The sequence below is a fragment of the Streptomyces sp. MMG1533 genome (assembly GCF_001279775.1).
GTDB lineage: Bacteria > Actinomycetota > Actinomycetes > Streptomycetales > Streptomycetaceae > Streptomyces.
This window is the reverse complement of record NZ_LGDG01000266.1, coordinates 1-14,993: the sequence shown is the minus strand read 5'-3', so window position 1 is coordinate 14,993 and position 14,993 is coordinate 1. Positions and strand designations below refer to the sequence as shown.

General features: G+C 68.8%; 11 protein-coding genes and 4 pseudogenes. 7 read left to right on the top strand and 8 right to left on the bottom strand.

Annotated elements, in window-relative coordinates:
- Positions 1-18 precede the first annotated feature (18 nt).
- Entirely contained in the window at positions 19-1,104 is a 1,086-nt protein-coding gene (locus tag ADK57_RS40505) for a sugar ABC transporter substrate-binding protein (protein ID WP_078973608.1), read from the bottom strand.
- A 463-nt stretch (positions 1,105-1,567) separates the two neighbouring features.
- On the opposite strand from ADK57_RS40505, the pseudogene ADK57_RS48440 reads away from it, so the two are divergent.
- Positions 1,568-1,790, top strand: a pseudogene (locus tag ADK57_RS48440) (IS5/IS1182 family transposase); the annotation flags it as partial.
- Positions 1,791-1,893: 103 nt separating this feature from the next.
- Here ADK57_RS48440 and ADK57_RS48435 read toward each other — a convergent pair.
- The 6 genes and pseudogenes from ADK57_RS48435 to ADK57_RS52125 form a co-directional block, all read right to left on the bottom strand.
- Positions 1,894-2,040: pseudogene (locus ADK57_RS48435) on the bottom strand (helix-turn-helix domain-containing protein); the annotation flags it as partial.
- A 41-nt stretch (positions 2,041-2,081) separates the two neighbouring features.
- Positions 2,082-2,378 (bottom strand): annotated as a pseudogene (locus tag ADK57_RS51770) (oxidoreductase); the annotation flags it as partial.
- A 9-nt stretch (positions 2,379-2,387) separates the two neighbouring features.
- Positions 2,388-3,704 (bottom strand): MFS transporter, encoded by a 1,317-nt coding sequence (locus ADK57_RS40500; RefSeq protein ID WP_053754739.1) that lies wholly within the window; start codon positions 3,702-3,704, stop codon positions 2,388-2,390.
- A 350-nt stretch (positions 3,705-4,054) separates the two neighbouring features.
- Positions 4,055-4,594: a GNAT family N-acetyltransferase gene (locus ADK57_RS40495; protein ID WP_053754757.1), complete on the bottom strand. Its 540-nt coding sequence runs from the start codon at positions 4,592-4,594 to the stop codon at positions 4,055-4,057.
- Between the two features lie 255 nt (positions 4,595-4,849).
- A pseudogene (locus ADK57_RS49525) lies at positions 4,850-5,234 on the bottom strand (family 1 glycosylhydrolase); the annotation flags it as partial.
- A gap of 29 nt (positions 5,235-5,263) precedes the next feature.
- Complete coding sequence (locus ADK57_RS52125) at positions 5,264-6,613, bottom strand: hypothetical protein (RefSeq protein ID WP_053754738.1); 1,350 nt, start codon at positions 6,611-6,613, stop codon at positions 5,264-5,266.
- A gap of 181 nt (positions 6,614-6,794) precedes the next feature.
- Here ADK57_RS52125 and ADK57_RS40485 point away from each other — a divergent pair, with 181 nt between their 5' ends.
- From ADK57_RS40485 to ADK57_RS50275, 5 genes are all read left to right on the top strand, one after another.
- Positions 6,795-7,814: a LacI family DNA-binding transcriptional regulator gene (locus tag ADK57_RS40485; RefSeq protein WP_053754737.1), complete on the top strand. Its 1,020-nt coding sequence runs from the start codon at positions 6,795-6,797 to the stop codon at positions 7,812-7,814.
- An 88-nt stretch (positions 7,815-7,902) separates the two neighbouring features.
- Positions 7,903-9,246: an ABC transporter substrate-binding protein gene (locus ADK57_RS40480; RefSeq protein ID WP_053754736.1), complete on the top strand. Its 1,344-nt coding sequence runs from the start codon at positions 7,903-7,905 to the stop codon at positions 9,244-9,246.
- 64 nt (positions 9,247-9,310) lie between these two features.
- Complete coding sequence (locus ADK57_RS40475; protein ID WP_053754735.1) at positions 9,311-10,309, top strand: carbohydrate ABC transporter permease; 999 nt, start codon at positions 9,311-9,313, stop codon at positions 10,307-10,309.
- A gap of 9 nt (positions 10,310-10,318) precedes the next feature.
- Positions 10,319-11,173 (top strand): carbohydrate ABC transporter permease, encoded by an 855-nt coding sequence (locus ADK57_RS40470; protein WP_053754734.1) that lies wholly within the window; start codon positions 10,319-10,321, stop codon positions 11,171-11,173.
- Between the two features lie 440 nt (positions 11,174-11,613).
- Positions 11,614-11,751: a hypothetical protein gene (locus tag ADK57_RS50275; protein ID WP_159050230.1), complete on the top strand. Its 138-nt coding sequence runs from the start codon at positions 11,614-11,616 to the stop codon at positions 11,749-11,751.
- A gap of 455 nt (positions 11,752-12,206) precedes the next feature.
- Here the strand turns inward: ADK57_RS50275 and ADK57_RS40465 are convergent, their stop codons facing one another.
- Positions 12,207-13,454, bottom strand: coding sequence for an MFS transporter (locus ADK57_RS40465; protein ID WP_053754733.1), 1,248 nt, complete (start codon positions 13,452-13,454; stop codon positions 12,207-12,209).
- Positions 13,455-13,771: 317 nt separating this feature from the next.
- On the opposite strand from ADK57_RS40465, the gene ADK57_RS40460 reads away from it, so the two are divergent.
- Positions 13,772-14,794: a S66 peptidase family protein gene (locus ADK57_RS40460; protein ID WP_053754732.1), complete on the top strand. Its 1,023-nt coding sequence runs from the start codon at positions 13,772-13,774 to the stop codon at positions 14,792-14,794.
- Positions 14,795-14,993: the final 199 nt, after the last annotated feature.

The following is a 14,993-nucleotide window of genomic DNA, read 5'->3' as shown; positions in this document are numbered from 1 at the left end:
CCCGCGCTCGGGTTCTCGCTAACTCAGCCCGATCGCCGCGCAGTCCGCCGCGTACTGCGAGGTGCAGATGTCCTTGACGGTGTAGACGCCGTCCCGGATCACCGTCTCCTTGATGTTGTCCTTCGTGACGGCGACCACCTGCACCAGGTTGGACCGGATGTCCTTCTCCGTCGGGCTGTCGACGGAGTCGGGGGTCAGCGCGTCGAACTCGAGCGAGCGGCCCTGGACCTTGGCCACGGCCAGCTCCGCGGCGTTGTCCGCCTCCAGCAGGAACGGCTTGTACACGGTCATGTACTGCTCGCCGGAGACGATCCGCTGCAGCGCGGCCAGATCCGCGTCCTGCCCGGTCACCGGTGGGATCTTGCTCGCTCCCGCCTCCTTCAGCGCGTCGATGACGGCACCCGCCATCCCGTCGTTCGCCGAGTAGACGGCGGCTATGTTGTCGAGCCCGACGGACTGGATCGCCTTCGCCATGTTCGCCTTGGCGACCGACGGCAGCCACTCCCTGGTGTCGTACTGCTTGGCGATGATGACGTTGCCGTCCAACTCGCTGAGCGCGCCCTCCTTGAAGAGTGCCGTGTTCGGGTCGGCGAGCGAGCCGTTCATCATGACGATCTTGCTGGTCTTGGCCTTGTCGCCGAGTGCACCGACGATGGCGCGGCCCTGCACCTGGCCGACGAGCTCGTTGTCGTGCGAGACGTAGGCGTCGATCGGCCCCTGCGCGAGCCGGTCGTAGGCGATGACCGGGATGCCCGCGTCCTTGGCCTTCTGGACGTCGGACGAGATGGCCTTGGCGTCGACTGCGTCCACCAGGATCACGTCCACCTTGGCGTCGATCATCTCCTTGAACTGTCGGCTCTGCTTGGCCGCGCTCGCTCCGGCGTTGGCGTAGCGGACCGTGCCCTTCTTCTTGGTGAGGGAGGCAACCCGTTCCTTGATGAGGGGGTAGTCGAACTTCTCGAAGCGTCTCGTGTCCTTGTCGGGCAGGAGAAGACCCACCGTGATGTCGTCTCCCTTCGTCGGGCTCACGGAGCTGCTGCTCCCGGCGATGCCCTCGATGGCGCCGCACGCGGCGAGCAACAGGGTCGATGTGGAAACGGCCACGACAAGGGGAAAACGACGCGCGGCGGAGCGGATGACGGGTGAAGCGTTCACTGCAGGTGCCTTCCGGGGCTAGAGAGCAGCCTGGCGACCAGGTGGTGAAAGCCAACTGCGTAAGCGCGTTCAGCGTCAAGGGTTCCAGTTAACGAGATAGCAACAGCAATCACACGTAACATCCATCGATGTCAGGCCTGTTGACGGTCGTTCCCCAAGTACGGGAGAAGGGCGGGCACTTGCCGGTCCACCGCACGGTTCGGTGTCGTCGCCGCCGCTGAGGCGCACCGAGAAGGTGCTGCCCGGCGTGTGCCCCATGCCGGGTGGAGTGTCGGCGCCCATCAGGGTGAGGCCGCTCGGGATCTCCAGCCTGCCGTACATGATCTTGTCCGCGTCCGAGATGTCAGGCTGGTCGAACTCCCCGTAGGCACTTTGAGCTTGAGGCTGGTGCCGGAGACCTCCTCACGGGCAGGGCACCCCGCTGGCGATCCTGCGCACCGGCGGCAACCTTAACGAAATCACCCAGCTACTCCCCCCTGTTCGACGCGATCCCGCCGGTCCGAGGCCGGGTCGGCCGTCCCCGCCGCAAGCCGGGCTCACCCTTCGCCGACCGCGGCTACGACCATGACATCCAGAGCGACCAAGTCCGCGATCGCAGCATCGTGCCCGCGATCGCACGCCGCGGCGCCCGGCACGACACGGCACGGCACGGCACGGCACGGCACGGCACGGCACCGGACTGGGTACCAGCCAGACAGGGCGTTGTGGGCGGGTTGCCCGTTTCGATTGGTCCTGCCGCATTCCGACCTCGCCGTGCTCGCGGTAGCGGTCCGCCCATCGTTTGGCCGTAGTGAGCGAGACCTGAATGCCTTCGGCTGCCCGTCGTGCCGGCCAGCCGTCCCATACCACGAACAGAGCCGGGCGGAGGCGGCCGGTTTCGGTCAGGGCGCACTGCGGACCTACGCGCTCGGGCGGGGTCTTGAGGCCCCCGTGGGGCGCTGGACGTTGGTGGCGATGGGGCCGGGCATGAGGGCGTTGGCGGTGATCCCGTCGGCGCCCAGCGGCGGCCGGCCTCGACGGCGAAGAGCACGGTGGCGGTCTTGGACTGCCCGTAGGCAACCAGCGGGTCTCAGGGGCGGTAGTTGACGTTGATGTCGTTCGAAGACGACCGGGGAGATCAGATGTCCGCTGGAGCTGACACCCACTATGCGTGCCTTGCCGTCGGCGGCCAGTGCGTCGTGCAGGCCGGTGGTCAGGGCGAAGTGGCCGAGGTGGTTGGTCGCCGCAGTTCCTCAGGGTCGAGGCCCCTTGCGCGCGTACGGCGTCGGCGGCGCGGCCGGTAGCGTCCGTCCAAGGCGTGCGAGCGGGGACAAGGCCATCACCACCGGGGACAGCATCATGCCTGCGGCCGTCGCCAAGAGACTGGTGCGCAACCCCCACTCCGCAGCGAGGAATCCGCCGAGCAGGGAGCCGAGTGGGGACAGCCCCATGCCGACAAACGTGATCGTCGCGGCCGCGCGGCCTTGCATTCCGTCTGGAGTGACCGTCTGTCGGACGGCCATGACCGCCACATTCACCAACTGGCCGCCGGCCCCGAACACGAAGTTGGCCGCAATGAGCGCGGGAACGGTCACCGCGGAGGAGCTGTGCAGCGCGGGTACACACAAGAACACGCCGTCGCCGAGCGCCGCCGCGGCCAGGAGTACCGGGCCGTACCCGAACCGGTTCGGCAGGCGGGCGGCCAGCATGGAGCCCAGGAGCGCGCCCGGCCCTGCCGCTGCGAGTGCCAGCCCGACGGCGGTGCCGGACAGGTGCAGTTCCCGCGGCAGGAAGAGCAGATAGACGGTCATCACGGCCGCGAAGGAGAATTGGAAGGCGGCCGAGGCCAGGCACACGGTCCGCAGCGAGGGATCGCTGACGACAAATCGGAGTCCCTCGTGGATCCGCCGCCAGACCCAAGCGGGACGTTCCAGGCGCTCCGCGGTCGATTCGACTCGACGGATTCGTCGGATCGACAGGAACGACAGCGCGAAGAACAGCGCACTGGAGGCGGCAGCGATCGGCGCCGACAGCAGGGACACCAACGCACCACCGAGGGCGGGACCGCCGATCTGCGCCGCGGACCGGCTGCCCTCGAGCGCGCTGTTGCCCCGCACCAGCTGATCGCGTTTCACCAGCCGTACGAGAGACGCCTGGTATGCCACGTCGAAGAACACGGAAAGGGCCCCGACGGCGAAGGCGATCACGAAGAGCGCGGGCAGGCCGAGCCCGCCGAAGAGGCCGGCCACGGCGGCGGCGCCCAGTGCCAGGGTCCGGCCGACGTCAGTCAGCACCATCACCGTGCGAGTGCGCCACCTGTCCACCCATGCGCCGACGAAGAGTGAGAGCAACAGGATCGGCGCCTGGCCCACGGCGCGCAGGACGCCCAACTGGGTGGCACTGGCATTGAGCGTCAGGACGGCGAAGAGCGGAAGAACAACCAGCCCTGTGTGTTCCCCGAGTTGGGAGACGGTCTGCCCCACCCAGAGTCTGCGGAAGTCGCTGTCCCGCCACAGGCTTGACGGAACGGGTCGCCCGGAATCGGATACAGCGGAGGAAGCGGACGGCACAGGGACCTCTCGGGTTGCCGACAACGAGGCCCGCTACCGGGCACACGACAGGTGCGCCGACGGTTCAGGCAGGAGAAGGCTCGCTGTGCCGCAACCTCAAGGGCAGCACGCGATGACAGGCCGATCGGCCTACAACGTCAACGCGCGCTCGGGCGACCGACCATGTCTGCAACTCCTCGTGGGTCCACTCGCTGTACCCGGACACTAGTGCTCGGTGGCTCAATGCGAAAGCAAATAAGGGTTCGCGACAGGAGGTCGGACGCCTGGTGAGATGTTCACGAGTCTCAACAGCGCTGGGCTCCGTCCCAGTAGTGCTGTCGAGTTGAGGATCCGCGCTGTCGAGCACGAGCTCAATCGGAGGGCGTGACCGGGGATCGCAGGCCGAGCCACTGCTCGGCGTCCCAGGCCTGGAACCGCTCTACCTCGGCGAACCCCAGCTTCGCCGCAAGGCGCATCGAGCCGACGTTGGCAGCCTGGGTGTGGAGCACCACCGGCTCGCCGGGAAGGACGCCGTCGGACCAGTCGAGTACCGCCGCGCACGCCTCGGCGGCGTACCCGAATCCCCACGCCCGCGGCAGGAACATGTAGCCGAGATCGACCTTCCCCGCGGCAGCCGGGCGACTGTGCTCCGGTGCTCTCCTGAGCAGGATCTGGCCGATCATCTCCCCGTCGAGATCAACGACGAAACTCCCCGGCCACCGCTCGGGCACCTCGGGCATCTCGCGCTCAAGCTCTTCACGCGGCCGGGAGCCGCCGAGGTAGGTGTGCACCTTTGGCGAGGCGAGCAGTTCGATGAACGCCGCACGGTCCCGGGCCTCGGGCTCACGGAGCACGAGCCTCTCGGTCCTGATCGGTGCAGGGGGCCAGGCGACGGGTCCGAGCTCAGTCATGCCGGCCACCCAATCAGCAGGCTCGGCAGCGATCAAGACTCGCAGACCGATCAAGCCACCGGCCCGGGCCCCACCCTCACCAAAGGGGCCGGGCCCTACAGCCACGCCCGCCAGGGACGGGATGCCTCCCGTTCTCGTGAACATCGACGTCGGCAGCGGCGGGCCGCCTCCCGAAGCCGTACGACTGCTGTCGTCGCGGGCGGGGATGGGGCCGTCGGTGGCGATCCTGGTGCGGGCGTAGGACTGGACGCCGATCCAGTCGTCGCGCTCGGCGAACCAGCGCGGCACGGTGAAGTGGTCGCGTGACCATGGGGCGCAGGCCCGTTCGGTGGCGCCTTCGACCATGCGCCGGTAGTGGGCGATCTCGGCCTTGGAGAAGTGGCCGGGAGCGGGTTCGATGCGGGCCCATTCGAGGCTGAAGCGGTAGTCGGTGAAGCCGAGTTCGGCGAGCAGGTCCATGCCCTCGCGTCAGCGGTGGTGGCTGTCCGCGGCGTCGAGGCGGGCTTCGGCGATGGCGCCGCCACCGTGTTCCATCTGCCACCGGTCGCTGTTGACGTTGTTGTCCTCGATCTGGTGGGCGGCGGCGGAGGCCCCCCAGGAAGCCGTCGGGGAGGCGGAGACCGTCGGCGGTGACGTTCATGAGTGGGCCTTGCCGGAGGGGAGCTCGGGTCAGCGCGAAGAGGGGTCGGACCAGACGGCGGAGGCATCGTCGCGATGCGGGTCGGGCAGCCGGATCGGGCGGACAGGGACATTACGTTCGTGGCCTTCGGCGACGGCCGTCCACCTGGCGGGACGGCCGGAGTAGCACAGGGTCGTCAGGGCGAAGACGCCGTCGGCGTAGACCTCGACGTACTCGCCGATGGTGAGGATGCGCAGGGTCGTGGCGGGCTCGGTCAGCACCGCCTCGCCGAGGCGGGTGCCGTCCGGGCCGGTGACCCACAGGTTCTTGCCGTCGCAGCCGACGGCAAGAGCGGGCTGTTCTCCTTCGTCGGTATGAGTGCGCAGGGTGATCTCGACGGGGCAGGTTACGTCGAGGTCGCCGACCGCGTGCAGGGCGGGCTGGTCGGTTTCCTCGCCGAGCCACGGGTTCAGGCCGGGCCACCACTCCAGGCGCGGTGCTCCGTCCGCAGGTGTGACCAGGAGCTTCGGCTGGGCGAGCATGCCGCGGCAGCGGTCACCGGTGTCGGTGAGGCCGACCTGACGGGGGGTGGTGTGCAGGACGACGCGGGAGCCGTCGGGCGCGGCGGTGACGCGGGGGGCGTAGGAACCGGTCGGGCCGAGGGGGCCGCGCCGGGTCCAGGGGCCCCGCAGGCTCGGGGCGGTCCACGACTCGAAGCCCCGGGTGGCGCCGATGGAGCCGAGCAGCAGCCAGGTTCCGTCGTCGATGCGTTCCAGGACCGGGCACTCCAACTCGTCGACGTCGCCGGGTGAGATGAGCGGCGGATGGACCGTCCAGTGCTCCAAATCGCCGGAAGTGGCCAGCGCGACGCAGCCGCCGGCCTCGACCGGGAGGGAGGCGTCGCTGGCGCAGACCACCATCGCCCAGCCGTCCGACTCGTCGTCGCGTACGACGAACGGGTCGCGCCAGGCCATCTGTTCCCCGGTGCGATACCAGCGCGGGTCGGCCTCGACGACCGGCCCGGTGCCGTGGCGGCGCCAGCCGGTGCCGTCGGTGCGGTCGGAGTACGCCAGCCCGACCGACTGCAACGGCCAGCCGCCTGCCGTCAGTCCGCTCACGCCCGTGTAGAACATCGCCATTCCGTGACCGTGCCGGATGGGGTGCATGGTCCACACGGCCTGCTGGTCGAAGCGGCCGGGCAGGCCGACCCCGAAGGCGGTGCCCTGCGGCTGCCAGTCGACCAGGTCGGTGGAGGTGGCCCGGCCGTAGGAGGTCTCCATCCGCAGGTGGTCGAACTCGGCGGTCCAGGGCCCCTGCAGGTGCAGCACCGCGTACGTGCCGTCCTCGTCCCGCAGGAGGGCGAAGTCGTTCACGCACAGGCCGGGCGGGGCGTATCGCATGCGCAGTTCCTGTCGGCTCACAGCGCCCAAACGCGTGCGCTGACCATTGATCAAAACGGACTCTCTTCGGAATCGGCCCAAGTAAATATGAACGCAAACGCTTGCGCAACAAGATGGCCGGGTTTACGGTCACGTCACCCACAGATCACATCGACGTGAAACCAACGGGAGGGACTGAGCCGTGACGGCCAGCATCAACGACGTCGCCCAGGCGGTCGGCGTCTCCGCGTCCACCGTGTCCCGCGCACTGCGCGGTCGTCCGGGCGTGTCCGACGAGGTGCGGGACCGGATCGCGGCCGTCGCCGCCCAGCTCGGCTACACCGCCTCCCGCTCCGCCTCCAGCCTGGCCAGCGGCCGCACTTACACCATCGGCGTCCTGGTTCCCTACGTGGGCCGCTGGTTCTTCGGCACCGTGCTCGACGCGGCCGAGAAGGTGTTCAGCACCGCCGGGTACGACGTCCTGTTGTACAACCTGGGCTCGCCGGAGACACGCAAGCGCTTCTTCACCAAGCTGCCGGTCCGCAAGCGAGTGGACGCGGTGCTGTCGCTACTCATCCCTGACGAGGAGGAGTCGGCCGCACTGCGCTCACTGGGGGTGCCGCTCGCCACCACGGTCGGCGGCACCCGGCCCGGCTTCACCGTCGTCGGCATCGACGACCGGGCCGGCACCGAAAGCGCCGTACGGCATCTGGTCAACCTCGGCCACCGCCGCATCGGCATGATCTCGGGGGCCAGCGGGCCGCTGCACTGGACCACCCCCATCGAGCGCCGCAACGCCTATCTGGACGTCCTGGCCGACGCCGGGATCGAGCACGACCCGGCGCTGGAGGCGGACGGCGACTACACCGTCGAGGGAGGCGAGCGGGCCATGACCGAACTGCTGGCCGCCTCGCGCCCGCCGACCGCCGTGTTCGCGCAGTCCGACGAGATGGCGATGGGCGCGCTGCGCGCCCTGCGCCGCCACCGGCTCAAGGCGCCGGAGGACGTGTCCGTCGTCGGCTTCGACGACCACGAACTCGCCGATGTGGTCGGACTGACCACCGTCGCCCAGCCGGTTGCCGAGCAGGGCGCCGAGGCGGCCCGGCTGCTGCTGCGCCAGCTCGACGAACCCGACGCCGAATCCCCGGGGCAAGTCCAGATGCCCATCCGCCTCGTCCTGCGCGAGACCACCGCACCGCCCCGCCCGCGCGGACCGCAGTAACACCGGACCCCCTTTGAGCCCCACACCCCCACGCCTCGAAACACACTCCCGCACCACGAACCCTCGCCACAGCACGGAGGCACTGATCATGAGCTCGACCAGCAGAAGGTACCGCCGCACAGCCTGTACGGGCCTGGCTCTCGCCCTGCCCCTGGCGGCACTGGCCGCCTGCGGCGGAAGCAGCGGCACCGACGCCTCCGCCGAGGGCGGCAGCGGCAAGGGCACCATCAGCGTCTGGGCCCACCAGGGCCAGAAGAGCGAGGACGCCGCCGTGCAGGCCGCGGTGAAGTCCTTCAACTCCTCGCAGAGCGACATCAAGGTCGAGCTGAAGCTGATACCCGGCAACGACTACACCAAGACCATCACCGCCACCAGCGCCTCCGAACTGCCGGACGTGATGGAGTTCGACGGCCCCACGATGGCGAACTTCGTCTACAACAAGAAGCTCGCCCCCATCGACGACTACGTCTCCTCCAAGACGATGGCCAACGCCACCGACGCGAGCAAGTCCCAGGGCGAGATCGGCGGCAAGCACTACGGCCTGGGCATGTACGACTCCGGCCTGGGGATCTACGGCAACAAGAAGCTGCTGGACGCGGCCGGCGTGAAGTACCCGACCAGCCTCTCCGACGACTGGACGGCCGCGCAGTTCACCGCCGCGCTCAAGGCACTCAAGGCCAAGGACTCCGACGGCAAGACCCTCGACGTTCAGGAGGGCAACGGATTCGCCACCGAGTGGGGCACCTACGGCTTCGCCCCGATCGTCTGGTCGGCAGGCGGCACGCTGATCAAGGGCGACAAGGCGGAGGGCGCCCTCGACACCCCGGCCGTGGTCTCGGCCCTGAAGACCTTCCAGTCCTGGAAGACGTACGTCGACCCCAACACCGATGGCAACGCCTTCGCCAAGGGCCGCGTCGCCCTGAGCTGGGTCGGCCACTGGATGTACCCCACCTACAGCAAGGCCCTCGGCGATGACCTCGTCGTGCTGCCGCTACCCGACTTCGGCAACGGCCCCAAGACCGGCCAGGGCTCCTGGGCCTGGGGCATCGGCTCCGACAGCAAGAACGCCAAGGCCGCCGGCGCGTTCATGGACTACCTCCTCAACGACACCAACGTCACCGCCATGACGACGGCCAACGGCGCCCCGCCCGCCACCAGGACCGCACTCGCCGCGAGCCCCCTGTACAAGCAGGGCGGACCGCTCCAGCTCTTCGCCGACCAGCTCGCCAAGCCCTGCGGCGACAGCGACATCACCAAGACGTGCGTCGCCGTCACCCGCCCGGTGACCGCCGGATACCCGACCATCACCGCGAAGTTCGGTGAGGCCCTGAACTCGATCTACGGCGGTGCCGACCCCAAGAGCGCCCTGGAGAAGGCCGCCCGCGCCATCGACCAGGACTACTCCGACAACGCCGGTTACAAGATCCCGTAGGACCATCGGCCGGGGGCGGGCCCGCTTGCGCCGCGCCTGCCCCCGCCGGGAACAGGACCCATCCGTGACATCCGTCGAACCGGCGCACGCCGCGCCCCCCGCCCGGGAGAAGGCCCCACCCGTGACCGCCGCCAAGTCCGCGCGTCCCGCGCGCTCCGTGCGCAAGAACCGCGACTGGTTGCACGGGCTGCTCATGTCCACGCCCGCCGTCGCCGGACTCATCGCCTTCGTCGGCATCCCGTTCGGCTACGCCGTCGTCCTCTCCTTCTACAACGTCCGCCTCGGCTCCCCGCTCGCGCCCACCTTCTTCGGCCTGGAGCAGTACCGGCGGCTGTTCACCGACCCCGACCTGTCCGGCCCCTTCCTGCGGGCCCTGCTGAACAACCTGACCTTCGCCGTGGTCGTCGTACCGGTCCAGACGGGGCTGGCGCTCGGGCTGGCGATCCTGCTCAACCGCAAGCTGAAGGCGATCGGCCTGTTCCGGTCCTTCTTCTTCATGCCGGTCGTCTTCCCGATGGCGCTGGTCGCCGTGATCTGGCGGCTCATCCTCGCCCGCAGCGACCAGGGCATGCTCAACTCCGCGCTGCACGCGGTGAGTTTCGGCAACTGGGGCGCCTTCGACTGGCTCGGCGACTCCGCCACCGCGATGGTCTCGATCATCGTGCTGTCCATCTGGCAAGGCGTCGGCTTCCAGATGGTCATCCTGCTCGCCGGCCTCCAGCAGATCCCGGGCGAGCTCTACGAAGCCGCCGAACTCGACCGCGCGAGCCGCTGGCAGCAGTTCCGCCACGTCACCCTGCCCGGCATCCGCGGCACCCTCGTCTTCGTCGCCCTGCTCACCTCGGTGCTCTCCTTCCGGGTCTTCGACCAGGTCTACGTCCTCGTCAAGGGTGGCGGCCTCAACGAGGACGCCGCCCGCACCGTGATGTACCAGGCCGTCACCACCGCCTTCGACCAGAACAACGTCGGCCAGGCGTCCGCGATCACCGTCGTCTTCTTCCTGATCGTCGTTGCCCTGACCCTCATCCAGCGCCGCGTCGTCCGGCCCGACAACGAGGACTGAGGACTGACCATGAGCACCAACACGGGCCTCTCCCGCACACCCCTGCGCCGCTTCCTCGACTACGCCGTACTCAGCGTGCTGGCGTTCATCTTCGTGCTGCCGGTGATCTACCTGTTCATGGGCAGCCTCAAGCCGTCCGACGAAGTCCTGAACGGCCTGACCGGCTTCCTCCCCACTCACCTGTCCTTCGACAACTACACGGCCGTCCTCGACAGCCTCAACTCCGACAGCTCCGGCTACTTCTGGCGCTTCATGGGCATCTCACTGCTGCTGGCGTTCGTCGTCGTGACAGGCGGCCTGTTCGTCAACTCCATGGCTGCGTACGGGCTGTCACGGCTGAAGTGGCGCGGCCGCAACGCCGTCTTCACCCTCGTCCTGCTGCTGATGCTGGTTCCGTTCGAGTCGGTCGCCGTCCCGCTCTTCTACATGTTCAACGACCAGCGCAACACCCTCTTCATCCAGGCGATCCCGTTCATCGCCAACGCCTTCTCCATCTACCAGTTCCACACCTTCTTCCGCTCGATCCCGCCGAGCATCGAGGAAGCCGCCCGCCTCGACGGCGCGGGCCCCTGGCGTACCTTCTTCGCCATCATCGTCCCGATGTCGAAGCCGGCCTTCGCCTCCGTGGCGATCCTGACCTTCCTCACCCAGTGGGGCTCCTTCCTCTGGCCGGTTCTGATGGTCTCCGACCCCTCGGTACGCCCGCTCCCCCTGGAGATGAGCGTCTTCCAGGCCCAACTGCCCCCGGACTGGGGCCAGATCCTCGCGTTCGGCGTCCTGCTCGTCCTGCCCGTCCTGATCGTCTTCGCCTTCTTCCAGCGCTGGTTCGTCCAAGGCGTCGCCAGCTCCGCCGTCAAGGGCTGAGCTGCTTCCTCAGAGGTGCTGCTGTTGCGGACCGCCCCGCCGCCGACACCCGGCGCCCGCCGCTGCGAGCGAGGGCGGCCTGCAGGTCGTGGATGCCACTGTGCGCAGTCAATTGCCGGACTTTTGCCGCAACATGAGTGCCCATCAGTTCGGCTCGTCTGTGCAGGGTTCAGCCCGTGGAGATTCCCACGGCCGCCGGTCGTCTCTCCTCGCTCGGTTCGCCACCCCCTCGGGCGGCACACAGAACTAGCGATTGACCTGCATATATGCAGCTTTCTTCGGGATTTTGGCATCACTGCAGGTCCCGGGCGCTGTAGAGTCACGTCCAATCCTTCGGGGCATCGTGCTGCACCTTCCAGCTGGGGGCGTGGACGATCGTCCCCAGCGGAGCGGGGCGCACCCCCGCCTCGCCTGGCCCACAGGCCAGGAGGGAGAGGTCCTTGAAGACGTTCATCCAGTCACTCAAGGACCGGTACAGGCACCACGGACGGCCGCATCTCACCCGTGAGCGTGTGCACATGGCCGGCGAAACCCTTCGCTGGATCGCGTGGCTCGTCGAGCAGCGTCCGTGGACCTGACACACGTAAGCCCCAGCTGATCACACAGCCAGGGCTCACGTCACCGGGGCCAGAGCCTCGTCCTGGCACACCGTCGGCGGCTACCGACGGAGGACGAGGTTTCTGGTCGCCTCCACCAGGCATGGTGCTACACGTGTGCCGGGCGTTCGGGCAGAGTACCGCGAAACAGGTGTACGCGGTGAGACAGACAATGCCCCTTCGAGGGCCAGCCTATCGACGCGCGGAAGCCCACCTGGCAACGAGCGGCAACGAAACCGCTGTTCCCGTGTGCGAATCTGTCGCGCCCTGGCGGTCCGGGGAGGCCGGGTCGTTTTCGGGGGATTGACACCCTCGACCCCATGGAGAGCACCGGATGAACCCTCCGGAACGAAACCCAGCGGGCACGGACCCGCTGGGCGCGCCGTCGTTCCCCGAAATACCACCCACCCGTGGTTGTTCACGCGTCAGAGTCGAACTCAGCGAGGCACCGGATCTTCGGAGGCGGGCAGCGGTTCTGCGATCTTCGGGCCCAGCGCGCGGATGGAGGGGGTGGCGACCATGGCGAGGGTGGCGAGGAGGATGAGCGCGGCGGCCGCGTAGAGGGTGGCATGGAGGCCGAGGAGGAGTACGGCAGGTCCGGCGGCGAACTGGGCGAGCGGGAGCGCGAGGTAGGAGCCGAGGTCGTCGTAGGCGTAGACGCGGGCAAGGCGGTCCTCGGGGATCTGCTCGTTGAGGGTCGAGTACCAGGCGACGCCGGCCTGCTCGATACCCACGCCCGCCACGAAGTTGGCCACGACCAGCACCCAGGTGTACGGGGCGAGCGCGAGCAGCAGCGGCATCATCCCCGTCAGGCCCATGAGCGCGCAGCCGACCAGGATCGCGCGCCGGGGCCGCCATCTCAGCGACAGTACGCCGCCGGCGACCGCGCCGAGCGAGCCCGCGGCGACGGCCAGGCCCCAGCCGGTGCGGCCGATCCCGGTGGTGTCGGCGACGGCCGGGCCGAGGACGGTGAACGAGGCGGTGATGCCGGCGTTGAGGAAGCAGAAGGCCACCACGATCACCCACACCCAGCTGCGGGAGGTGAACTCCTGCCAGCCGATGCGCAGTTCATGCACCAGGCCGGGGCTGGGCTCGGGCGGCGCGACCTGGACGCGGACCAGCGCGAAGGACGCGGCGGCGAGCGCGAAGGTGAGCGCGTCGACGGCCAGGCCCCAGCCGGGGCCGACCGCGGCGACCAGTACGCCGCCCAGCGAGGCGCCCACGATCATCGCGCTGCTGCCCGCGATCCGGGAGAGCGCGAGGGCGGCGCGGCGGGACTCGGCCGGCACCGTCTGGGGCAGCAGGGCCTGGGCGGCGGGCTGGTAGCAGGAACTTGACGCCCCGTTGACCGCGGCGAGCACCATGAGCAGGGGGATGGCGGCGCTGTGGGTGAGGACCAGAGCGGCGATCACCGCCTGGATCACGGCGCTGACCACACTGCTGCCGACCAGCAGCGGGCCGCGCGGCAGCCGGTCCGCCAACACCCCGCCGTACAGCAGGAAAAGGATGCTGGTGAGGGAGTGGGCGCCGACCACCAACCCGAGCGAGCCGACCGAGCCAGTGGCATCGAGCACGGCGAAGGCCAGGGCGATCGGGGCCACCCCGTTGCCGAGCAGGTTGGCCGTCGTACCGATGAAGAGGTGACGGAACGGGCGGTGGCGCAGAGGCGCCAGGGCGGCAGACACGCGCCTGATCGTCGGGGCTGGGCGGCGCGCCCGTCAAAGGGTTTTGGTACTGGCACCGGGCCAGGTGTGCGGCTGCCCACTCAATGAGCTTCTTCAGAGTGGCCGCTGACCGGATGACGGACGGCGAGGTGTAACAGACGAGGCCCTCGGACTGTCGAGCGAGATGTCTCCCGAGGGACAGACTTGAGCGCCCGTGCACCAGCCGCGCAGCGACACGGCTGCGCACTCCCCGTTGGCTCCGCTCTGGAACGCACCCTGCTGGGCGGTCGATCGATATATGCGTAGCGTGTTGTTGTGCGTGTCGGGATACTGCGTCGGTGACCGGTTCTGCACTGCCTCAGCTGCTTCGACCTCGTGCCCTGCGGCCCGGAGATCTCGTCGTTGTCGCATCGCTGTCCGGGCCGCTCCATGCCGTTTACGAGCCCGACCTCGCGCAGGCTGTGGTCGTGCTCGAGCGGATGGGATTCCGTGTACGTCGGGCACCGCTCCTCGAAGCAGGGCGGCACCATTGGTGGAGCGCGGCTACGCCGGCGGAGATCGCCGAGGAATTCAATGGACTACTGCGTGATCCCGAGGTGCGCGCGATCATCGCGCACGACGGCGGCCAGACGGCGCTCGGCTACCTCGACCTGATCGACGTCGAGGCGATCACTGCCGACCCCAAGCCGATCCTCGGCTACAGCGACATCTCGCTGCTGCATCTGGTGCTCTACGCGCGCACGGGTCTGGTCGGGTTCCATGCCGACGTGGCCACCCCTGGACTCGGCGGGCACTGGCAGGCCGCGCCCGCAGCCCGCAGAGCGGAACTTGAAAAGCTCTACTCGACGCTGCTGACCGGTACGGAGCCGATCGGTGCGCTGCCGGCCACCCCGTCGTGGGAGTGCTGGCGTGCCGGTCGCACCGAAGGCCGGCTGATCGGCGGGGTGATCAATCGCATCGTGCTGACGCAGGCGACACGTTACGCGCTGCCGCTCGAATGGTTCGACGGCGCGGTGCTGTTCTGGGAGGAGATGGGCGGCCAAGCAGCGTATGTGTGGAGCTATCTGCAGGTACTGCGCCACAGCGGCATCCTCGATCGAATCGCCGGCATGGTCGTGGGCGTCCCGCACGCGATCGACGGACTCGACTCGCCCGACGCGTCCCCGACCCTCCCCGAGCTGGTCCTCGACGTCCTCGGCGACCGCGACATCCCCGTCCTGGGCAACGTCGAGTTCGGACACGCCGGCCCGAATCTGCCGATGCCGGTCGGCATCCGCGTCGCCCTCGACGCGCAGCAGCGGACATTGTCGCTGCTCGAACCGGCGGTACGGCCGCACGCGATGACGGGACCGGTCGGCTGAGCAACACGGATCAGTGAGCCGAAGGCCTCGACAGCAGCCCAGGGCCCGACTCACGCTTTGGTGATCGCCGCCTTGGGTCGTTTGTTCGGCCTGTAGGAGGGCCGTTCTTGACCTCCTCCCCCTCGTTAACGAGGGGGATTCCTACGGCTCGCGCCGTGGGGTTTTCTGCTTCATCGCCGACCGCCTGCCCGGAGAACTC